General features: G+C 44.4%; 21 protein-coding genes. 4 read left to right on the plus strand and 17 right to left on the minus strand.

Annotation, left to right across the window (positions count from 1 at the left end; genetic code table 11):
* Positions 1–77: 77 nt before the first annotated feature.
* Positions 78–920 carry a translation elongation factor Ts gene (gene tsf / locus ACQEXS_RS17530; protein WP_367988341.1) on the minus strand — a complete coding sequence of 281 codons (843 nt, stop codon included), beginning with the start codon at positions 918–920 and terminating at the stop codon, positions 78–80.
* Between the two features lie 131 nt (positions 921–1051).
* On the minus strand, positions 1052–1780 hold the full coding sequence (gene rpsB / locus ACQEXS_RS17535; protein WP_367988340.1) for a 30S ribosomal protein S2: 729 nt from the start codon (positions 1778–1780) through the stop codon (positions 1052–1054).
* Positions 1781–2132: 352 nt separating this feature from the next.
* Between rpsB and map the strand changes: the two genes are divergently transcribed.
* The 3 genes from map (at position 2133) to ACQEXS_RS17550 (ending at position 6228) form a co-directional block, all read left to right on the plus strand.
* Positions 2133–3011, plus strand: coding sequence for a type I methionyl aminopeptidase (gene map, locus ACQEXS_RS17540; protein WP_427014696.1), 879 nt, complete (start codon positions 2133–2135; stop codon positions 3009–3011).
* Positions 3012–3110: 99 nt separating this feature from the next.
* Positions 3111–5735, plus strand: a complete 2625-nt coding sequence (glnD, locus tag ACQEXS_RS17545; RefSeq protein ID WP_427014697.1) for a bifunctional uridylyltransferase/uridylyl-removing protein GlnD — start codon at positions 3111–3113, stop codon at positions 5733–5735.
* A gap of 109 nt (positions 5736–5844) precedes the next feature.
* Positions 5845–6228: a DUF3461 family protein gene (locus ACQEXS_RS17550; RefSeq protein ID WP_427011608.1), complete on the plus strand. Its 384-nt coding sequence runs from the start codon at positions 5845–5847 to the stop codon at positions 6226–6228.
* A gap of 76 nt (positions 6229–6304) precedes the next feature.
* Here ACQEXS_RS17550 and pgpA read toward each other — a convergent pair whose 3' ends face one another.
* The 15 genes from pgpA to ACQEXS_RS17625 form a co-directional block, all read right to left on the minus strand.
* Complete coding sequence (gene pgpA / locus ACQEXS_RS17555; RefSeq protein WP_427014698.1) at positions 6305–6811, minus strand: phosphatidylglycerophosphatase A; 507 nt, start codon at positions 6809–6811, stop codon at positions 6305–6307.
* Positions 6808–7782 (minus strand): thiamine-phosphate kinase, encoded by a 975-nt coding sequence (thiL, locus tag ACQEXS_RS17560; RefSeq protein WP_427014699.1) that lies wholly within the window; start codon positions 7780–7782, stop codon positions 6808–6810. The genes pgpA and thiL overlap by 4 nt, the downstream gene beginning before the upstream one ends.
* 75 nt (positions 7783–7857) lie before the next feature.
* Complete coding sequence (gene nusB / locus ACQEXS_RS17565; protein WP_367988334.1) at positions 7858–8325, minus strand: transcription antitermination factor NusB; 468 nt, start codon at positions 8323–8325, stop codon at positions 7858–7860.
* Positions 8325–8795, minus strand: coding sequence for a 6,7-dimethyl-8-ribityllumazine synthase (gene ribH / locus ACQEXS_RS17570; protein ID WP_193288390.1), 471 nt, complete (start codon positions 8793–8795; stop codon positions 8325–8327). The genes nusB and ribH overlap by 1 nt, the downstream gene beginning before the upstream one ends.
* Positions 8796–8983: 188 nt before the next feature.
* Positions 8984–9880 (minus strand): 1,4-dihydroxy-2-naphthoyl-CoA synthase, encoded by an 897-nt coding sequence (locus ACQEXS_RS17575; protein ID WP_427011606.1) that lies wholly within the window; start codon positions 9878–9880, stop codon positions 8984–8986.
* Positions 9881–10125: 245 nt separating this feature from the next.
* Positions 10126–11235, minus strand: a complete 1110-nt coding sequence (gene ribBA, locus ACQEXS_RS17580) for a bifunctional 3,4-dihydroxy-2-butanone-4-phosphate synthase/GTP cyclohydrolase II (RefSeq protein ID WP_427014700.1) — start codon at positions 11233–11235, stop codon at positions 10126–10128.
* 50 nt (positions 11236–11285) lie between these two features.
* Positions 11286–11942 (minus strand): riboflavin synthase, encoded by a 657-nt coding sequence (locus ACQEXS_RS17585; RefSeq protein ID WP_427014701.1) that lies wholly within the window; start codon positions 11940–11942, stop codon positions 11286–11288.
* Positions 11943–13055: a bifunctional diaminohydroxyphosphoribosylaminopyrimidine deaminase/5-amino-6-(5-phosphoribosylamino)uracil reductase RibD gene (gene ribD / locus ACQEXS_RS17590; protein ID WP_427014702.1), complete on the minus strand. Its 1113-nt coding sequence runs from the start codon at positions 13053–13055 to the stop codon at positions 11943–11945.
* Positions 13056–13067: 12 nt separating this feature from the next.
* Positions 13068–13517, minus strand: a complete 450-nt coding sequence (gene nrdR / locus ACQEXS_RS17595; RefSeq protein ID WP_367988330.1) for a transcriptional regulator NrdR — start codon at positions 13515–13517, stop codon at positions 13068–13070.
* 104 nt (positions 13518–13621) lie between these two features.
* Complete coding sequence (locus ACQEXS_RS17600; RefSeq protein ID WP_427014703.1) at positions 13622–14872, minus strand: glutamate-5-semialdehyde dehydrogenase; 1251 nt, start codon at positions 14870–14872, stop codon at positions 13622–13624.
* A 10-nt stretch (positions 14873–14882) separates the two neighbouring features.
* Complete coding sequence (gene proB / locus ACQEXS_RS17605; RefSeq protein ID WP_427014704.1) at positions 14883–16022, minus strand: glutamate 5-kinase; 1140 nt, start codon at positions 16020–16022, stop codon at positions 14883–14885.
* 122 nt (positions 16023–16144) lie between these two features.
* On the minus strand, positions 16145–16534 hold the full coding sequence (gene crl / locus ACQEXS_RS17610; RefSeq protein ID WP_367988327.1) for a sigma factor-binding protein Crl: 390 nt from the start codon (positions 16532–16534) through the stop codon (positions 16145–16147).
* A gap of 102 nt (positions 16535–16636) precedes the next feature.
* The gene (frsA, locus tag ACQEXS_RS17615) at positions 16637–17884 is read right to left on the minus strand and encodes an esterase FrsA (protein ID WP_367988326.1); all 1248 of its coding nucleotides are present in this window, start codon (positions 17882–17884) and stop codon (positions 16637–16639) included.
* A gap of 86 nt (positions 17885–17970) precedes the next feature.
* Positions 17971–18435 (minus strand): oxytetracycline resistance phosphoribosyltransferase domain-containing protein Tet(34), encoded by a 465-nt coding sequence (gene tet(34) / locus ACQEXS_RS17620; protein WP_367988325.1) that lies wholly within the window; start codon positions 18433–18435, stop codon positions 17971–17973.
* Between the two features lie 73 nt (positions 18436–18508).
* Positions 18509–19798: an NCS2 family permease gene (locus ACQEXS_RS17625; RefSeq protein WP_427014705.1), complete on the minus strand. Its 1290-nt coding sequence runs from the start codon at positions 19796–19798 to the stop codon at positions 18509–18511.
* A 984-nt stretch (positions 19799–20782) separates the two neighbouring features.
* Between ACQEXS_RS17625 and ACQEXS_RS17630 the strand changes: the two genes are divergently transcribed.
* Positions 20783–22255: an aminoacyl-histidine dipeptidase gene (locus tag ACQEXS_RS17630; RefSeq protein ID WP_427014706.1), complete on the plus strand. Its 1473-nt coding sequence runs from the start codon at positions 20783–20785 to the stop codon at positions 22253–22255.
* Positions 22256–22397 lie beyond the last annotated feature (142 nt).

The following is a 22397-nucleotide window of genomic DNA, read 5'->3' on the forward strand; positions in this document are numbered from 1 at the left end:
TCATCACGATTAGCCGCGATACTCATGAAAAGACCGTAGCCAAGGCCACGGTCTCTTCAAAAACACTTCTCTAAGGATTAACCTTTTTGAGCTAGTGCAACTTCTTCAGCGAAGCTCATTTCTTCTTTCTTCTCGATACCTTCGCCAACTTCTAGACGAACGAATGCAGAAACAGAAGCGCCACGCTCTTTCAGGATTTCACCTACAGATTTCTTAGGTTCCATAACGAAAGGCTGACCAGTTAGAGAGATTTCGCCAGTGAACTTCTTCATGCGGCCAACAACCATCTTCTCTGCGATTTCAGCTGGCTTGCCTTCGTTCATTGCGATCTCAACTTGAACCGCTTTCTCTTTTTCTACTACGTCAGCAGGTACGTCTTCTGGGTTAACGAACTCAGGACGAGAAGCAGCTACGTGCATAGCTACGTGCTTAAGTGTTTCAGCGTCACCTTCACCAGCAACAACTACACCGATTTTCTCACCGTGACGGTAAGAAGCGATTGCTGTACCTTCAACGTATTGAACACGACGGATGTTGATGTTTTCACCGATCTTAGCAACTAGAGCAACGCGAGTTTCTTCGAATTTCGCTTGTAGCTCTTCAGCTGTTGCTTTAGACGCTAGAGCGTCAGCTGCAACTTCTTCAGCAAATGCAGTGAAGTTAGCATCTTTAGCAACGAAGTCAGTTTGGCAGTTAACTTCAAGAAGAACAGCAACGCCATTTTCTTCTTTGATGATGATTGCGCCTTCAGCAGCTACGTTACCTGCTTTCTTAGCAGCTTTAGCAGCGCCTGATTTACGCATGTTTTCGATTGCTAGTTCGATGTCGCCGTTAGTTTCAACAAGCGCTTTCTTACATTCCATCATGCCTGCGCCAGTACGTTCGCGCAGTTCTTTAACTAGAGCAGCAGTTACAGCCATTCTCTATTCCTCAGTTGATTCTGGATTTGGTAAAAATCAGGGGCCTACGTTATCGGCCCCTGATGCTAACTATATCTTGGTCTATGTGACAAATTGATGCCATATAAACCAAGAATGACGCGGAGCCGCTATTATTCAGCTTCTACGAAACCGTCTTTTTCAGCAGCTACAGCAACGTCTTTGTTACGACCTTCTGTTACCGAAGCAGCAGCAGCGTTTAGGTAAAGCTGTACCGCACGGATTGCATCGTCGTTACCTGGGATGATGTAGTCAACGCCGTCTGGGTTAGAGTTAGTATCTACCACAGCGTAAACTGGGATACCTAGGTTGTTTGCTTCTTTAACTGCGATGTGCTCGTGATCAGCGTCGATTACGAATAGAGCGTCTGGTAGGCCGCCCATATCTTTGATACCACCAAGAGATTTCTCTAGCTTCTCCATTTCGCGAGTACGCATTAGAGCTTCTTTCTTAGTTAGTTTATCGAAAGTACCGTCTTGAGCTTGAGCTTCAAGATCTTTCAGACGCTTGATTGACTGACGAACAGTTTTGTAGTTCGTTAGCATGCCGCCCAACCAGCGGTTGTTAACGTAGTACTGGTTGCTTGCGATAGCAGCTTCTTTAACAGCTTCAGATGCAGCGCGCTTAGTACCAACGAAAAGAACTTTACCTTTTTTCTCGCCAACTTTAGCAAGCTCAGCTAGAGCTTCGTTGAACATTGGTACAGTTTTTTCTAGGTTGATGATATGAACTTTGTTACGAGCACCAAAGATGAATGGTTTCATTTTTGGGTTCCAGTAACGAGTCTGGTGACCGAAGTGAACACCAGCTTTTAGCATATCGCGCATTGATACAGTTGCCATTTTATAATCCTCTATGGGGTTAGGCCTCCACATCCCCCATGATTCCGACTAGGCTTCTGCCCAGCACCCCGGAATATGTGTCGGAATGTGTGTGATTTAAAGATAATTGGTTAATGGAAGGTGCATCTACCTCGCCAAGTTTGAAGAGTATAGACCACGATTCCGGCGCGCTTTATACCATATTTCGGTGCTAATTGGCTAGAAAAAAATCCTGTTGACGATCAATCAACCCGAGATTCGAGGCATGCAGTAGCCTTTGTAAAAACAAGACCAATACACATTCTCATCTCTTCCTGTTAGAATGCGCGCAATTCGCGCAGAACTCGGCGCAACCTGTTAGTAGAGAAAACCAATGTCAATCAAGATCAAAACTGCTCAAGAAATCGAACGTATGCGTATTGCGGGCGCGTTGGCCGCTGAAATCCTAGAAATGATCGAACCACACATTAAAGAAGGTGTGACGACAGATGAACTAAACCAGCTCTGTCACGATTACGGGATTGAAAAAGGCGCATACTCAGCACCTCTTGATTACCATGGTTTCCCTAAATCAATCTGTACTTCTATCAACCACATTGTTTGCCATGGCATTCCAGCTTCTGAAGATGAAGTGGGCAGTAATGGTCAACCAAAACCAGCCGTATTAAAAAATGGCGACATCATTAACGTAGACATCACTGTTATCATTCCAAATGAAGAAGGTGCAGACCTAAGTGTTCGTCCAGAAGGTTACCACGGTGACACTTCTAAAATGTTCTTCGTTGGCGATGTATCACCCGCTGACAAACGTCTTTGCATGGTAACTCAAGAAGCCCTTTATGTTGGCATGCGCAAAGTAAAACCGGGAGCAACCGTTGGTGATATTGGTACAGCTATTGAAAAATACATCAAAGACAACAACAAAAAGAACCCACGCAATAAGTTCTCAATTGTAAAAGATTTTTGTGGTCACGGTATTGGTAATGAGTTCCACGAGGAGCCACAAATTGTTCACTACAAAAACAACGATCGCCGTGTATTGAAGGAAGGCATGTGCTTTACCATCGAACCGATGATCAATGCAGGCAAATTTGGGGTGACTGTTGATGCTGAAGATGACTGGACAGTTTACACAGGCGACGGTAAGAAATCAGCGCAATACGAACACACAATTTTAGTGACCAGTAATGGTTGTGAAGTGTTAACACTACGCAGTGATGACACCATTCCTCGCCACATGAACAACGCATAAATTTCAATATCCCTGCTTCGGCAGGGATATTTTTTTATCCGCCTGAATTTGCTAGAGTGGATTCCATTATATGGAATCATCTTGCATGGATCGCAGTATATGCCATACCAATCTCCCCTTACCTTCTCTGAACAGCAGCTGACCGTTGCTGAAATCAAAACTCAGCTTGATCAGTTTGCCCTTTATCAAAAACAAGAGTTCTTAAACCATCATCCAGTAACTGATTTGGTCTTAGGACGAGCTGAATACATCGATATGCTGCTCAATCGGCTATGGTGCCATTATGGGTTTGATGCCTTACCCAATATCAGCTTAGTGGCAGTGGGCGGATATGGACGCGGCGAGCTGCATCCACTTTCCGACATCGATATTCTTGTTGTCTCACGCAAACGCCTTCCCGAAGGACTTGCTGAGAAAGTCAGTGAATTTATTACCCTACTGTGGGATCTACGGCTTGAAATCGGCCATGCCGTTAGAACCGTTGAAGAGTGTGCCGATATTGGTCGCCAAGATCTAACCGTGGCAACCAACCTGCAAGAGTCTCGTTTACTGTGCGGCTGTGAAGAAACATTTCATCAACTACAGTTGGTGATCCACTCTGAATCATTTTGGCCAAGTGAAGTCTTCTATAAGGCCAAACTGGATGAACAAAAAGCACGTCACGCTCGCTATCACGACACTACCTATAATCTAGAGCCCGACATCAAATCGACCCCCGGAGGATTACGCGATATCCATACCTTAAGCTGGGTTGCTCGTCGTCACTTCGGCGCCACATCACTGTTCGAAATGAGCCGATATGGCTTTCTGACTGATGCGGAATACCGAGAGCTGGTAGAATGCCAAGACTTTCTTTGGCGTGTACGTTTTGCTTTGCATATCGAACTGAGGCGCTACGACAACCGCTTAACTTTTGCCCATCAAGCACAGGTGGCTGAACATCTTGGTTTTACCGGAGAAGGTAACCGTGGTGTTGAAATGATGATGAAAGAGTTCTATCGCACGCTACGTCGTGTAGCTGAGCTCAATAAAATGCTACTCAAGATTTTTGATCAAGCGATCTTGAATAATGGTGTGGAATGTCAGTTAGAAATACTCAGTGATGACTTCCAGCGACGTGGTCATTTGATAGAAGCGCGTAAGCCTGCCCTTTTTCAAGCGCGCCCAGAAACCATTCTCGACATGTTTATTCATATTGCCAATGACTCAAGCATCGAAGGTGTTTCACCGCCAACACTGCGTCAATTAAGAACAGCTCGAAGACGATTGAATAAGTTCCTGCATACCATTCCAGCGGCAAGAGAGAAATTTATGACCTTATGCCGTCACCCGAATGCATTGCACAAAGCTTTTAGCCTAATGCACAAGCTTGGGGTGCTCTCTGCCTACTTACCCCAATGGAGCCAAATTGTTGGCCAAATGCAATTCGACCTGTTTCATGTTTATACCGTGGACGAACACAGTATTCGTTTACTCAAGCACATCAACATCTTTAGCTACGCCAAGAATCACGATAAGCACCCTATTTGCTGCGAAGTCTATCCTAGAATTCAGAAAAAAGAACTCCTGATCCTCGCTGCAATTTTCCATGATATAGGTAAAGGACGTGGTGGCGATCACTCAGAAATTGGTGCTGAAGAGGCATACCAGTTTTGCATCGAACATGGCTTATCCAAGCCCGAAGCTAAACTGGTGACTTGGCTGGTGCGCAATCACTTATTGATGTCCGTCACTGCGCAGCGTCGTGACATTTACGATCCTGAAGTGATCACTGAATTTGCAAAACAGGTCCGTGATGAAGAGTACCTAGAATACTTAGTATGTCTAACCGTTGCAGATATTTGTGCTACCAATCCAGAGTTATGGAACAGTTGGAAGCGAACATTATTGGCCGAACTGTTTTATTCGACTCAGCGAGCACTGCGTCGCGGGTTGGAAAACCCTGTTGACGTCCGAGATCGCATCCGCCACAACCAACAGCTGGCTTCTGCCATACTAAGAAAAGAAGGCTTTACTGCTAGAGAAATTGAAGTGTTATGGCAACGCTTTAAAGCCGACTACTTCCTGCGCCACACTCATAAGCAAATCGCTTGGCACTGTAGTCACTTACTACGACATGATGCACCAGAAAAACCACTCATTTTAGTCAGCAAAAAAGCCACTCGTGGCGGCACTGAAGTCTTTGTTTATAGCAAAGATCAGCACGCATTATTTGCCACTGTGGTGGCAGAGCTCGACCGACGCAATTTTAACGTTCATGATGCGCAAGTCATGACAAGTAAAGACGGTTATGTCCTTGATACATTTATGGTATTGGATCAAAACAGCGAAGCGATCGAAGAAAGCCGCCATAAAGCTGTCATAAAGCACTTACTGCACGTTTTAGAAGATGGACGACCCACGAAGATCCGCACTCGCCGCGTACCAAGGAACTTACAACACTTTACCGTTAAAACTCGGGTTGATTTCCTTCCGACAAAAAGTAAAAAACGAACCTTACTCGAATTTGTGGCTCTCGATACTCCAGGGTTACTAGCCACAGTTGGAGCAACATTTGCGGATCTGGGTATCAGTCTTCATGCGGCTAAAATCACCACAATTGGAGAACGCGCTGAAGATTTATTTATCATCACTAGTGCTGAAGGTGGAAAACTGTCTGATGAAGAACAAACTCTGTTAAGACAGCAACTTATCGACAATGTCGCTGAGTTAGCTCCCAACTAGCGCGATCTCGTCCACAAGTTAGCTAACTGTTCGAATAATCGACTATCTGACACAAAAATAGGCTGCTACATTAGTTATGTTAATAACATCAAACTAACAGAGGTAGCCTATGTTTCCACACCTCACTGGTTTAGGCATTCATGAACCTAAACAGATTGAGCGCTATTCACTTCGTCAAGAAGCGCATAAGGATGTTTTAAAAATCTATTTTCGTAAACAAAAGGGAGAACTGTTTGCGAAAAGCGTGAAGTTTAAATACCCAAGGCAGGTTAAAAATGTGCTGGTAGATAGTGGTAGCCATCAGTATAAAGAGGTGACTGAAATCAATCGCAACCTAACCTTAGTGATTGATGAGCTAAATAAAATTACCAAACCAGAAAAGTTGGCCGAAGTCGATGTAAAACAAAAGATCTTGACCGACTTACGCCACTTAGAAAAAGTGGTTTCGAGTAAAATTGCTGAAATAGAAGCAGATCTCGATAAATTAAAATAGACATGAGATGAAAAAGGGTTGCCACTATGACAACCCTTTAAAATATTCACTCGCCAGCTAACATCAATGTACCATCTTATGCTAACCAACCAGCATAAAGTCCAACAAGGTACAGTGCTACGCCCGCCATGATACCTGCTACAATATCGTCCAGCATGATACCTAAGCCGCCATGAACACGCTTATCTAACCAGCCAATAGGCCATGGCTTCACCATATCAAAAAAACGGAATAGCACGAAACCGGTCACCAACCATTTCCAATCTGTTGCAGAAAGCTGGAATAACGGAACCACCAGCATGGTGATCCAAAAACCGGCAAATTCATCCCATACAATAGAGCCATGATCATGTACCCCCATATCATCAGAGGTGATCTGACAGATCTTCACCCCAATAATGCATGAGATCAAAACGACCGCTAGATACAAAGGTAGTGGCAGTTGCACCAACAACAAATAAAACGGAATCGCCGCTAAGGTTCCCATCGTTCCCGGGATCACTGGCGATAAACCACTACCAAACCCGGTAGCCAATAAATGCCATGGGTTTTTCAATGAAATAAGAGAAAGAGGATTGGTCATAAACCTACCTTAAAATGATCATACCCGCTTAACTGCCAATCTAACGCTAAGCTATTTTGATGAAGTTCTATATCGCTACCATGGCATGTTTGGCCAATGCAAGACACCTTCACAGCATGAGTGGAGATAACCTGCTCAAACTCCTCACGTTTGCTATCTGGCACGGTAAAGCACAGTTCGTACTCTTCACCGCTGGTCAATGCATAGCGTTGAGCCCCTTCTCTGCTACCAATAAACTCACACAGCTCTTGAGAAAACGGCAGTGTATCGATATCCACCCGTGCGCCCAAGCCTGAGCAACGCAAAATATGTTGCAGATCGGAAATCAAGCCATCTGAGATATCAATCGCTGCGCTAGCAATGCCACGTAAGGCTTCCCCCAATGCAATTTGAGGAGTAGAAAGGTAGTGCCGCCTCATAAGTTGCTGTGCAAAAGGACGAGTCGATAAAGACGGGTCTAAAATAACATCTAAGCCAGCCTTGCTATCACCAAGATCACCCGTAACGTAAATTCTGTCACCTACTTTTGCAGTGTCTCGACGCAATGACTGACCGCTAGGTATGAGGCCTTGAACCGTAAGTGTCAGACTTAATGGCCCTTTGGTGGTATCACCACCAACTAACTGGATATTAAATTGATCAGCCAATGCAAAAAATGAATCGCAAAAAGGCTTAAGCCATGCTTCGTCGACTTCTGGCATGGTTAGCGCGAAAGAAACCCATGCAGGCGTGGCTCCCATTGCCGCTAAGTCACTAATATTCGACGCCAGAGCTTTATGGGCAACCATTGCGGGATCAGCATCAGCGAGGAAATGAGTTCCTGCAACCAATGTATCTGTGCTAATCGCGACATGTTGGCCTTGCGCAACTGACACGATCGCACAATCATCTCCTGCCGCTAAAATGACATCAGCGCGATTTTGTTGCCGAGCAACAAAATACTTCTCGATCAAATTAAATTCACCAGCCAACTTATTACCTACCTTGGTCAGAGTAACGAACAAAAAAGGCCAGCATTAGCTGACCTTTTATTCGCTGAATCGCGATTATTTCTTACGAACGTGTGGTGCGGCTTTGTCCAGCACACCATTAACGAACTTATGGCTATCTTCAGCTGCAAACACTTTTGCTAGCTCGATAGCTTCGTTAATTACCACTTTGTATGGTACGTCTTCACGACGAGTCATTTCATACATAGCAAGACGAAGTAGTGCCAGTTCCATCATATCCAGATCTTGCATTGGACGAGATGTGTAAGGGCGGATCTTGCAATCTAACTCTGTGTGACTTAGCACAACACCTGTTAATAGGTCACGGAAGTATGCAACGTCTGTGTCAGGAGCTGACAAAGCAGGCTCTGATGCATGATGCTCTTCTTCATCATACTTACCACCAGATAAGAACTGCTCTTCAATTGTGGCAACATTTTCTTTAGTAATTTGCCATGAGTAGATTGCTTGTAAAGCAAATCGACGTGCATTACGACGTGCGGCTGGTTTCACACTGGCCCCCATTAGGAATCGATTTCTGAAAGAACGTTAATCATCTCAAGCGCGCTCAGTGCAGCCTCTGCACCTTTATTACCAGCCTTGGTTCCTGCACGCTCGATAGCTTGATCAATAGTATCAACGGTCAATACGCCAAATGCGACTGGAAGACTGTATTCCAGAGACACTTGCGCCAAACCTTTATTACATTCACTGCAAACATAGTCGAAGTGTGGTGTACCGCCACGAATAACTGTGCCAAGAGATACGATCGCATCGTATTTACCTGTTTTTGCAACACGTTGAGCAACCAATGGTAGCTCGACTGCACCAGGACAACGAACAACGGTAATATTCTCTTCACTAACTTGGCCGTGACGTTTTAGTGTATCGATCGCACCAGATAGCAAACTTTCGTTAATAAAACTGTTGAAACGAGAAATAACGATAGCAATTTTTGCATTTGGCGCAGGGAAGCCGCCCTCGATCACTTTCATAAGCCTTCCTTTAACTATATTCATCAAGTGAGAATCGCCGGATTCTAGCACAGTTTTGTGAGCAATATCTAATGATATTTGCCGTGGCTTGATGCTAAAAATGGATTTTTCGAGCGAGAATAAGTCGGCTTAAAAAACAAAAACGGAGCCGTTCAAGGCTCCGTTTACTGAATAGCATTTAAGCGATATTAATAGTGCCATGGGAAGCGACTGAAATCTTGATCGCGCTTCTCTAAAAAGGCATCTCTTCCTTCTTGCGCTTCTTCAGTACCGTAAGCCAAGCGAGTTGCTTCTCCTGCAAATAGTTGCTGCCCCACTAATCCGTCGTCTGGCAAGTTAAAACCATATTTGAGCATACGCATCGCAGTCGGTGACTTACTGTTGATCTCTTTCGCCCAGCGCAACGCCTCTTGCTCTAGCTCAAAGTGATCAACCACTTTGTTCACCATGCCCATTTCATAAGCTTCTTGCGCACTGTAATCAAAACCACAGAAGAAAATCTCACGAGCTCGTTTCTGACCAATCATTTTTGCTAGATAAGCAGAACCATAGCCAGAATCAAATGAAGCCACATCGGGATCGGTTTGTTTAAACACCGCATGCTCTTTAGAAGCGAGAGTCAAATCACAAACAACATGCAAACTATGACCACCACCAACGGCCCATCCAGGTACAACCGCAATCACAACCTTTGGCATAAAACGGATCATACGTTGCACTTCAAGGATATGAAGACGCCCCATTCGAGCAACGTCAGCTTTACCAGCTTCTTCGCCTTCGTATTTATAACCATCTTTACCACGAATGCGTTGGTCACCACCTGATGAGAAAGACCACTGTCCCTTTTTCGATGGTCCGTTGCCCGTTAACAATACACAACCAACATCTGACCATTGACGCGCATGATCCAGTGCCGTAAATAATTCATCCACCGTTTTGGGGCGAAATGCATTCAAACAATCCGGGCGGTTAATTGCAATTCGGACGGTTCCCTGATCTTTAGCACGGTGATAAGTGATGTCTTCAAAATCGAAACCTTCGACGGCGTCCCACAATTGCGGATCAAAAATCGTTTTGTCTTGCATACAATACGAGCTCCATTGGATTGTCTGATACTTCGATTAACCACAGTCAACAATAGACACGTTTATGGCCAATCATAAAAGGCATATTCTAGTGAAAAAAGTACGGGCTGCTAGGAATTTTCGTCTGCAATCTGTAGCAAACTTAAGCCAAGTCAAAAACAACACGCGATAGTAAACAATAAGCATAAAAAAACGTGAATGACTTTCCTCATTCACGTTCTTACATTTTTCACGATGGTGAGCAGTTACTCACATACGTATTCGACCACATTAAGGCCAAAACCACCTAAAGCATGGTAACGCTTATTCGTCGATGACAATAAACGCATATCATGTACACCAAGGTCTGCTAGAATTTGTGAACCGACCCCTACACGACGTGATGTACCTTGCTTCTTCGCTAGCGTTGGCGCTTCATCTTTATCTTGTGCTTCGAACATCTTCACACGATGAATCAACAGTTCGGTTGACTCTTCATTACCAAGAATCACCAACACACCACCCTCAGAGCCGATGCGTTTCATCGCTTTTTCGAGTGTCCAGCTACGTTCTGCATTACGGTCACTGCGCAATAAATCAGTGAATGTATCTTGTAAGTGAACGCGTACTAACGGTGCTGTATCCTTTAGATCGCCTTTCTGAAGCGCATAATGGACTTGATTATCGATGGTGTCACGGTACGTCACCAAATTAAACTCACCAAACTCAGTTGGTAGCTTACATTCAGCAACACGCTCAATGGTGGTTTCCGTGTTGTTACGATATTCGATCAGATCCGCAATGGTACCCAGTTTCAGTCCATGCTTTTCGGCAAAGATTTCGAGGTCTGGACGACGAGCCATAGTGCCATCATCATTTAAGATTTCGACAATAACACCGGATGGTTCAAGGCTAGCTAAACGAGCTAAATCACAACCTGCTTCGGTATGACCTGCACGTGTTAATACCCCGCCTTCTTGCGCCGCAAGAGGGAAAATATGGCCAGGCTGAACTAAGTCAGCTGCTTTAGCATCTTTTGCCACCGCCGCCTGAACCGTGCGAGAGCGATCCGCTGCCGAGATACCGGTTGTTACACCTTCAGCAGCTTCAATAGAAACCGTAAAGTTTGTCGTATACTGCGCATTATTGTCTTGTACCATCGGCGGCAAACCCAAGCGCTCACAACGTTCTTTTGTCATGGTCAAACAAATCAAACCGCGGCCATGAGTTGCCATGAAATTAATGGCTTCTGGGGTAATATGCTCTGCGGCCATGATTAGATCGCCTTCATTTTCACGATCTTCATCATCCATAAGGATAACCATTTTGCCTAAGCGGATATCTTCAATAATTTCTTGTGGCGTACTAATTGGCATGCTGTAGTTCCTATGATTTTAGCTGCTAATTGCAAGGTAATTGGGTTTGCTTAGGCAAAACCATTTTGTTGTAAGAATTCCATTGTGATCTTAGATTCAGGCTGTGTCGATGCTTGGTTTGCAGTCAGTAAGCGCTCCATATATCGCGCCAGCACATCCACTTCCAAATTGACTTTGCGCCCAACATGGAAACTGTCAATGGTGGTTTCTAAAGAGGTGTGAGGCACTATGGTCAATTTAAATGCATCTTTGCGTAGTGCGTTTACCGTCAAGCTAATACCATCAACCGTGATTGAGCCTTTTTCAGCAATGTACTTAGTCAGCTCTTCAGGCATTGAAACCCAAAACTCGATTGCACGACCTACTTGCTGGCGCTCGACGATTTCACCGACGCCATCAACATGCCCAGAAACAATATGCCCACCAAAACGTGTGGTGGGTAACATTGCTTTTTCTAGGTTCACTTTGTCACCAACCTGATAGTGGGTAAAACCAGTTTTATTTAGGGTTTCAAGTGATAGATCAGCACTGTAACTGTGGCTGTTAAACTCAATAACTGTCAGGCATACACCATTGGTCGCAATACTGTCACCCAAGTTAACGTCAGACATATCCAGCTTACCCACTTCCACGGTTACGGTAATATCTTCTCCTTTCGGAGTGATTGCAGTCAGCGTACCAACTGCTTCTACAATTCCAGTAAACATTTAATTTTCTTTCTTCGTTGGTTTGGCAATGATGCGAATATCTTGGCCTATCTGGCGAACATCGAGCAACGTGAGATCTAATACTTCATTCATGGCCTGTAAGCCGAATGCGCCAAATAACCCACGACCATCACTCCCCATGAGTTTAGGGGCTTGGTATAACACAATTTCATCGACTAAATTGGCTTTAAGCAAGCTACTCGCTAACGTGGCTCCAGCTTCGACCCAAATATGGTTGATATTATGTTGTTGTGCCAGCGTAAACATCGCCTTTTCTAAATCAATACTACCGTCTTCATCAATGGTGCAAGGTATCTCACCATGCTCGCTTAGTACCAGTTGAGTCCCTTCAGCTTGATGAAATTTTAGCGTTGGATACGTTGATAGTTGATTAGTTCTATCGAGAATGATTCGAGTCGGCTGACGCAGTTGCGCTTGAGGAATTTGTTGTTGAATCGATGGAGGTAGGTCATCCCAACGCACATTGAGTGAAGCATTGTCTTCGATGACGGTTTTGCTGGTTGATAAGATTGAACCAGCTTGAGCACGAAATGCCTGAACATCTTGGCGTGCATGGGAAGAGGTGATCCACTTGCTTCGACCATTTGACAGTGCGGTCTGTCCATCAAGGCTTGCTGCCATCTTGAGCTGAACGTAAGGCATGCCCGTTTTCATTCGTTTAATGAAAGCAGGGTTTAAGGCTTCAGCATCCGGCTCTAGCAATCCAACAGCCACATCAATACCCGCATCACGAAGCATTTGAATACCTCGCCCTGCAACTTGTGGGTTAGGGTCTTGCATGGCACAAATGACTTTCGCTACCTTCGCCTTAATCAACCCTTCTGCGCATGGCGGCGTTCTTCCGTAATGAGAACACGGTTCAAGTGTGACATAGGCTGTCGCACCTTCTGCTTTCTCTCCGGCCATGCGTAATGCATGAACTTCTGCATGGGGTTCACCAGCACGATAGTGAAATCCTTCACCGATGATGGCTCCGTTTTTCACTAACACACATCCTACATTGGGGTTAGGGGCAGTTGTGTAGATGCCGCCTTTAGCGAGTGAAATAGCACGCGACATCATTTGGTGATCAAACTTGCTGAATGTTGTCATCATCAATCCAGCTTAATCTTCCAGCTTAGCGATCTCTTCGCCAAACTCACGAATATCTTCGAAGCTACGGTATACAGAGGCAAAGCGGATGTAGGCAACCTTATCCAACTCTTTCAACTGATCCATCACGAGATTACCAATCATGTCACTGGATACTTCTCGTTCACCAGTTGCACGCAACTGTGACTTAATCATGCTGATGGCTAGCTCCACAGAGTCAGCACTGACAGGGCGCTTTTCTAACGCACGTTGCATGCCACCAACCATTTTATCTTCATTAAAGGGTTCGCGATTGCCGTTAGATTTAATGACGCGAGGCATCACGAGTTCAGCGGTTTCAAAAGTGGTAAATCGTTCGCTGCATGCCAGACATTGCCGGCGGCGGCGTACCTGATGACCATCGGCCACCAAGCGAGAATCGATCACTTTAGTGTCGTTCTCAGAACAAAAAGGACAATGCATATCACCTCCATCTCACGTAGCCGCTAGTGTAACGGAATTACCTACGCTAAGAAACGCAAAAGGAGGCATTAAGCCCCCTTTCAAACTAAGTTTCGCAAGTTTTGTTAACTACGCGGCAAGTAATTTGCCTTACCTACCCATTTGTAGCTGGTCAGCTCTTCCAAGCCCATTGGACCGCGAGCATGAAGTTTCTGAGTAGATACAGCCACTTCCGCACCAAGACCAAACTGCGCACCATCAGTGAAACGCGTCGAAGCATTCACATAGACCGCCGCAGAACCAACGGAGTTAATAAACACTTCTGAGTTTTCTAGGCTGTTAGTCATAATTGCATCTGAGTGACTGGCGTTATGAACACGCATGTGATCAACGGCTTCATGAACGTCAGCAACCACTTTAACGCCTAGCGTGTAGCTTAGCCATTCGGTATCAAAGTCTCCTTCACCTGCGTCACGAAGCTCTTTTACATTGTTAAGCAGTGCTTTCGCTTTTGGCTCAGCAACAAGCGTAACCTTGTCCGCCAAACGTTCTGCTAGCATAGGTAAGAACTCCGCCGCTACTTTTTCGTGAACCAACAGCGTATCTAATGAGTTACATGCCGACGGACGTTGTACTTTTGAGTTTTCAACCACATCCAATGACTTTTCTAGGTTAGCACTTTCATCAACAAAGATATGGCTAATGCCAAAGCCACCAATGATCACAGGAATCGTACTGTTTTCTTTACACATTTTGTGCAGGCCAGCACCACCACGTGGAATGATCATATCCACGTACTCATCCAACTTCAGTAGCTGAGAAACCAGTTCACGATCTGGCTTTTCGATGTACTGGACTGATGCCGCAGGCAACGCCGCTTTCGCCAGTGCAGACTGAATCACTTTGACCAATTCCATATTGGAGAAAAACGTCTCTTTACCACCACGTAGGATACTTGCGTTACCCGTTTTTAAGCATAATGCGGCAATATCAATCGTTACGTTAGGGCGAGCTTCATAAATTACACCAACCACACCAAGTGGTACACGACGGCGTGACAACGACATACCGTTTTCAAGCACTTTACTGTCTAGTTCACTACCTACAGGATCATTTAGACTAATCACATTACGTACGTCGTTAGCAATCCCTGTTAAACGCTCTGGGTTTAACAACAAACGATCAAGCAGCGCTTCTGTTAGGCCTGCATTACGACCTTGTTCGATATCTTTCGCATTTGCCGCTAAAATCGCATCAGCATTGGCTTCAAGTTCATCAGCAATAATTGCCAAGGCTTGGTTTTTTTGCGCTGTTGATGCTGTTGCCAGTTGGAAAGCCGCCTCTTTGGCAGCGATACCCATAGAAATCAATTCCACTTTTCTTTCCTTATTCCTGAATTACGACCATATCGTCACGGTGCAATACTTCATTGCCGTAGTCGTAACCTAAAATTCCAATTATATCTTTACTGTGTTTGCCGACAATTTTTGCCATATCTTGGCTTGAGTAACTGGCGATACCACGTGCAATCAACTTGCCTTGTGTGTCGGTCACGCGTACAACGTCGCCGCGAGCAAACTCTCCGCTCACTTTGGTGAGGCCTTTCGCAAGTAGGCTACTACCCTTACCCACCACAGCGTTGACTGCGCCATCATCAATCACAATGTCACCTGAAGCGGCTGGTCCTGCTAGAATCCAACGCTTGCGGTTTTCTAACGCTTCTTCACATGGTAAGAAACGCGTTCCTTGAGGATTATCACCAAGTGAATCAAACACTACATTTGGTGCGCTACCCGCTGCAATGATGACCTCAATGCCCGCTCGGCGTGCAATATCTGCCGCTTGTAGCTTAGTTGCCATACCACCCGTACCTAGCGTGGTACCACTACCACCTGCAATTTTGCGCAGGGTATCGTCAATGGTCTTAACTTCTTTAATCAGCTCGGCATTTGGGTCTTTGCGCGGGTCAGCAGTAAATAAACCTTTTTGGTCAGTCAGCAGTAGCAGCTTATCTGCGCCGCATAAAATACCGACTAAAGCAGACAAATTATCATTATCGCCGACTTTAATTTCGCTGGTCGCTACTGCATCGTTCTCATTTACCACTGGAATAATGTCGTTTTCAACCAGAGCATTGATGGTATCGCGCGCATTAAGGAAACGCTCACGGTCATCCAAATCAGCACGTGTTAGCAACATTTGACCAATTTTGATGCCATAAATCGCAAAGAGTGACTCCCATGTTTGAATCAACTGGCTCTGACCAACTGCAGCAAGTAATTGCTTACTCGCCATCGAATTGGGGAGTGCGGGGTAGCCTAAGTGCTCTCTGCCTGCAGCTATTGCACCAGAGGAAACCATGACCACTGCATGGCCAAGTTTCTTTAGTTCCGCACATTGACGCGCCAGCTCAACCATGTGAGCACGGTCCAGCGCCAAGGTTCCACCAGTAAGCACACTGGTTCCCAGTTTTACAACCACCGTTTGTGGTTGTTGAGCTTTTCCGTTGTGTTGATTCATTGTCATGATGTCTAAAAAATGAATTTACGTATAAGAGCTGATGTTTTAGCAATCAAACGAATAATGCACAAGTAGAAAAGGTGCTCAAAAGCACCTTTTTATCGTTGGAAGGGAATTAATGGGGAATATCAGACAAATTCCGCTGACTCTGCATGTAAATTAACGTCTAAAGAAAATTTTTCTTGCAAAGTATCAACCAGCTTTTGATGAAATACTTCTTGAGTTCGATTTATTTCTGGTACGATTTTCGCTGGAATCTTTAGATCTTGCCAATTTCCAGAGACATCGTACTGTCCCGTGTAATATTTTGCAGCGAACCCCTCATCCGTTTTGACCAATTCTAGCCACCAGCCCCAGAACTCTCGTTCTTCAGGTGACTTCTTGTCGTCAACACAAACCGACAAACAATCGAACAAATATTGCTCCTCGTTGCATTGTCCCTCTCTAAGATAAGGACCAATGGCTTTTAACGTCGTCAGCAAGCGGTAATGAGTAGGTTTTGCCGTCATCTCAGACATATTGACTCTCCATATTCAATGTTAAGAATGACTATTATTTTTATTTATCAGCGGGTTATTAACTAACCTCTAATATCACTCTTAACTAAATTAGGAGATTTGTCATCTCAATAACTCATCCTCTAACCATTTTATGGCTAAATCGAGGGATTGCTCATATCCTTGAGTAATTGTTTTTGCACTTATTTTCTTCGCCTTGCCGTATTCACTAAAAAGTGCTACTAGCTGATTATCCGATGGTGGCGAAATCATATCGCCTTCCAAACTCAGCGCTAAAATTGGCACTTTTGTCTTGCGACTGGTCAAAAAGCCTTGCACCTTAAGTGACCACGCCATCATTTGTGACGCTAAGCTATTAATATCGACAGCGGTTTTCCCTAAGCGAGAGGCCAACACATCCAAGTACATTTTAGGCATTTTTTTCAGTTTTTCTGGTGAAGAAAGAACATCATGAATGGGCGCCCCCAATGTCACACACGCTTTGATTTTTTCTTGCTCAACAAACGATAACCGCACCATCGCATTGCCACCAAAGCGGAAACCAATCAGGCCGACACGGAAATGGTCAACCCATGGCAATTGCGGTAAATAATCTAAGACGGCTTGATGTAGGCACGATGAGTTCTCACTCAAAGACCAGTGATTGCTGTGGCCAATCGACGGCATATCCACGGTTAACATTGCAATATCACGTTCAGCTAGGTGATCGCGAAACAATCGCCACATGTCAGTTTGCAAGCTATCTAATCCGGCACTGACGATCACCACAGGTTGAGGTTTATCTGTTTTAGAAAGGTGTAAGTTAGCTATGATCCGCTTATTTTTATAAGGCACTTCAATTTGCTTGATAATAAAGCGACTTTTCTTCGCTGCTTCATTGTAAGCACTGTTCGCCAGCACCTGTGCTTGTAATGCAAGGTTGTCATTTTTTAAGTGAGGGTAACCAGCAATACTAAAACAGAGCGATGCACTAAACAGCTCATCAGCCGCTTGATCACCATCGAGATCATTCGCTCGCTTTTGATGCTGCATGCCTAATTTGGTCCATTCATAAGCCCAGTTGCCACTGCGATAGCCCATCACAGTGTCTAGCCACTGGTCTTCTGTACGCGAACCATCTGAAGAAGCAATACGTGACAGCACACTCTCTTGTTCAATCGGTTCAATTCCCTGCCATACCCACTGCAAACGCCTTAAGTTTCGATACCAACGATAGCCTTCTGACTGACGTTTTTGCTCTAACGTCTCCAAACTGGTTGGCATATATCGAGTTAAAGCGGAGGTTTCTTTTGCTTGCTTGTGCTTCACAAAGAGAGTTTCAGAGAGGTTTTTACTTACTTCTTCAGACATGAATACGCCCAATTGGAGAACTTACTCTACATAGTAATAAAAAAAATGACCCGTGAAAGGGTCATTTTCAATAATCTGCTTAATGATTATTTTTGTTTACGATTAATTGGCTCGATGTACTGGATTGCCATGTCCCATGGTTGCTCAATCCAAGTTTCTTGAGCAATGTCGACAACGTAGTCATCCAGCAACTCAGCACCAGAAGGTTTTGCACATACCGCAATCAGTTTCGCTTTAGGATATAAATCACGAAGTTTACGTGCGGTATCACCGCTATCTACAAGATCTTCAACAATCAAGTAACCTTCACCATCTCCTTCAGGCGCCTTCAGTACACTCATGTCACGTTGATGATCATGGTCGTAGCTTGAAATACAGATAGTATCGACATAGCGAATACCCAGTTCACGAGCCAAAATAGCACCAGGAACTAAGCCTCCACGGCTTACTGCCCAAATGCCTTTCCACTGTTCGGCTGGCATTTGCTTCGCAGCGAGTTCACGACAAAAAGAGTGCATCTGATCCCAGGTAATGATGAATTTCTTACTCATTGCAATAACCTAATTTATAAAAATGAAAACTTGTAGACGCTTTTATAATGGCCCCTACAAGTCTTTTGAATTCTTAAGCGACAATATATTTGATGATAAAGATAGCAGACATCACCCATACACTCATGGAAACCTCTCGCCCTTTACCACTGAACAACTTGATTGCGGCATAAGCAATAAAGCCTAGCGAAATACCTTCTGCGATAGAAAACGTCAGAGGCATCAACAAACAAGTAACCACAACAGGTGCAGCTTCCGTTAGGTCACGCCAATCGATACTAACTAAGCCAGAAAGCATCAGAATCGCAACATAAAATAACGCGCCTGCTGTCGCATACGCCGGAATCATACCAGCTAATGGCGAGAAGAACAGTGCAAGTAGGAACAAAATGCCAACCACAACCGCAGTTAAGCCAGTTCGTCCACCCGCAGCAACACCAGACACACTTTCGATGTATGACGTGGTATTTGATGTACCCAAAAGTGCACCAACCGATGTTGCAGTAGAGTCTGCCAGTAACGCTTTATTTAAACGAGGGATCTTGCCATCTTCACCCACTAAACCTGCTTTTTGAGAAACGCCAACTAACGTGCCTGCTGTATCAAATAAATCCACAAACAAGAAAGCAAACACCACTGAGATCATGCCGACTTCAAATACAGCGGAGAAATCCAATTGAAGGAACGTAGGTGCGATGCTTGGAGGCGCTGACATTACTCCACCCCACTGTACATCACCAAACACTAAGCCCAGCCCTGTCACAGCCAAGATAGCAATCATCACTGCGCCTTTCACACCACGGTGAACCAGAGCAATCGTCAAGAAAAAGCCAATTGAAGCAAGCACGGCAGGCAGCGATGTGATTGCGCCCATAGAAACAAGTGTCGCTGGGTTATCAACGACAATTCCTGCATTTTTCAAACCAATGAAAGCAAGGAAAAGGCCGATACCCGCTGAAATACCTGTTCGCAACGACATCGGAATCGAATTGATGATCCATTCACGGATCTTGAACACGCTTAGGAAAATAAATAGAACACCCGACACAAAAACCGCCGCTAACGCAACCTGCCAGGTGTAGCCCATGCCAAGCACTACCGCATAGGTAAAGAATGCATTTAACCCCATGCCCGGTGCTTGCGCGATTGGGTAATTGGCAACAAAGCCCATAATGAAACAGCCAATAGCCGCAGCTAAACAAGTGGCCACAAATACTGCACCACGATCCATTCCTGCATCAGCGAGAATTGCTGGGTTAACAAAAATGATGTAAGCCATTGTCAAGAACGTAGTAAGACCCGCGATGATCTCAGTTCTCACGTTCGTGCCATTTTCGCTTAGTTTAAATAGCCTTTCGAGCATGTTCGAATCCTATAACGGTAAAAGTAAACGGTTGCGTAATCGATTGGCCGTGGATTATAAAGTTATCAAATAACAAATTCCAGACAGAAATCTGACCCAAATCAACAATAGTTATTATTAAGTAGGCAACAGAGGTGTACAACAGCAAGTAAAAACAACATAACCACATGATAATATTAAACAATCAATCAAAAAACGAATAAAAATCAAATGATGTTTTTTTGTACTCTGTCGAAGTTTACTTCTCGTATTGAAGGCATTTTTGAATGGAGAAATATGAATTTATACGAATAAAAATATCACGAGTTGCAATAAAAATAGAAATTAAGGATAAAAAAACGCCGCTCAATTTGAGCGGCGGTTGAATCATGTCAGCAAACACGCTGTCGATAAATTCCAATATATAGGGGTGAACATACTGTTCGAGAGTTACAATTCCCGGCTTAGTAGCCAAAAGTTGTAGGGTATGCAAAGTTACTTGTGTAAACAGAGCTGTTTAGCCAGAACGTTGCACTTGGTAAACCTTTCATAAACATCACCTTCTAAATCAATGAAACATACGTTGATTTCTCGGTTCCTTGGAGGCGATAAATCGGACTCATCCTTTGAGCATTTTCTCTTCGCTTGCGAAGTTGGTTACAATATACCCCCAAAGAAATAAAATTACAACCCCAAAAGTGACCAAAGTCACAAAAAGTTCATAATATGATAATAATCAATAAAATTTAGTAATTAAATTACAGCATTATCAATCAATTTTCTAAGTAAAGAACAAATCAATACAAACCCTGTGTCATATTCGATAAATACCAATCTTGCAACTCTTGATGAGAATGATGGAATCTAGCCACTGCGACTACTCCAAGAGACGCTGTAGTGGTATGCTGCCCTCTCTACTCAATACCCAAATTTTGGATATTAACTCTATTTGATAGGCAAAAATGCAATCAAATATGTGGAAAAACACTACAAAAGGAGTCTTCCGTGTCTGAATTCCATTCTGAAATTAGCCACTTGTCACCACAGCCTTTGTGGCAGTTCTTCGACAAGATTTGTTCTATTCCACACCCTTCAAAACATGAAGAAACGCTAGCTCAATACATCGTAGATTGGGCAACGGAACAAGGTCTAGAGGTTCGCCGAGATCCAATCGGCAACGTATTTATCAAAAAGCCTGCGACGGCTGGAATGGAAAACCGTAAAGGTGTGGTGCTTCAAGCTCACATTGATATGGTTCCTCAAAAAAATGAAGACACAGACCACGACTTTACCAAAGATCCAATTCAACCCTACATTGATGGTGAATGGGTAACAGCAAAAGGCACCACACTTGGTGCAGACAATGGTATGGGTATGGCATCTTGTCTGGCAGTGCTTGCATCAAAAGATCTCAAACATGGCCCTCTTGAAGTACTGCTGACAATTGATGAAGAAGCAGGTATGACTGGAGCGTTTGGTCTTGAAGCTGGTTGGTTAGAAGGTGAGATCCTTTTAAACACTGACTCTGAGCAAGAAGGCGAAGTCTACATGGGTTGCGCTGGCGGTATTGATGGTCAAATGACGTTCGATATCAAACGTGAAGCAATCCCAGCAGGTTACGTTACTCGCCAGCTAGTGCTTAAAGGCCTAAAAGGCGGTCACTCTGGTTGTGATATTCACACCGGTCGTGGTAACGCAAATAAACTGGTTGCTCGTTTCCTAGCGGGTCACGCACAAGAGCTTGATCTTCGTCTAGTGGAATTCCGCGGTGGTAGCCTACGTAATGCGATTCCTCGCGAAGCATTCGTAACGGTAGCGGTTCCTGCTGAAAACGAAGCAAAACTTGCAGAACTATTTGACTTCTACACTAACCTGCTTAAAACAGAACTAGGTAAAGTGGAAACGGACATTGTTTCGTTCAACGAAGCCATCGACACTGACGCTCACGCTCTAGTGGTTGCAGACCATCAACGTTTCATCGCAGCACTAAATGCATGTCCAAATGGCGTGATCCGCATGAGCGACGAAATCGAAGGCGTGGTAGAAACTTCTCTTAACGTGGGTGTTATCACAACAGAAGAGAACCAGATTCAAGTTCTATGCCTTGTTCGCTCACTAATAGACTCTGGTCGTCAACAAGTAGAAGGCACGCTGGCTTCTGTGGCTGAACTGGCAGGTGCACAAATTGAATTTTCTGGCGCTTACCCTGGTTGGAAACCAGACGCTGATTCTGAAATCATGGCGATCTTCCGTGATATGTATGAAGGCATCTACGGTCACAAACCAAACATCATGGTAATCCACGCAGGTCTTGAATGTGGTCTATTTAAAGAACCTTACCCGAACATGGATATGGTTTCTTTTGGCCCAACCATCAAGTTCCCTCACTCGCCAGATGAAAAAGTGAAAATTGATACCGTTGCTCTATTCTGGGATCAAATGGTTGCACTTCTTGAAGCAATTCCTGAAAAGGCATAATTTGCTAAAATAGCAACATTCCATTAGAAAAACTTATCCCAAAAGCCAGCTCAGATTAGCTGGCTTTTTTATTGCCACTCTTTTTCTATCGATAAATAATTTTTGTCGTAACGGTATTATTTTTTCGTTAGTCACACCCATC

This window comes from Vibrio sp. TRT 17S01 (genome assembly GCF_050113695.1).
Taxonomy (GTDB): Bacteria; Pseudomonadota; Gammaproteobacteria; order Enterobacterales; family Vibrionaceae; genus Vibrio.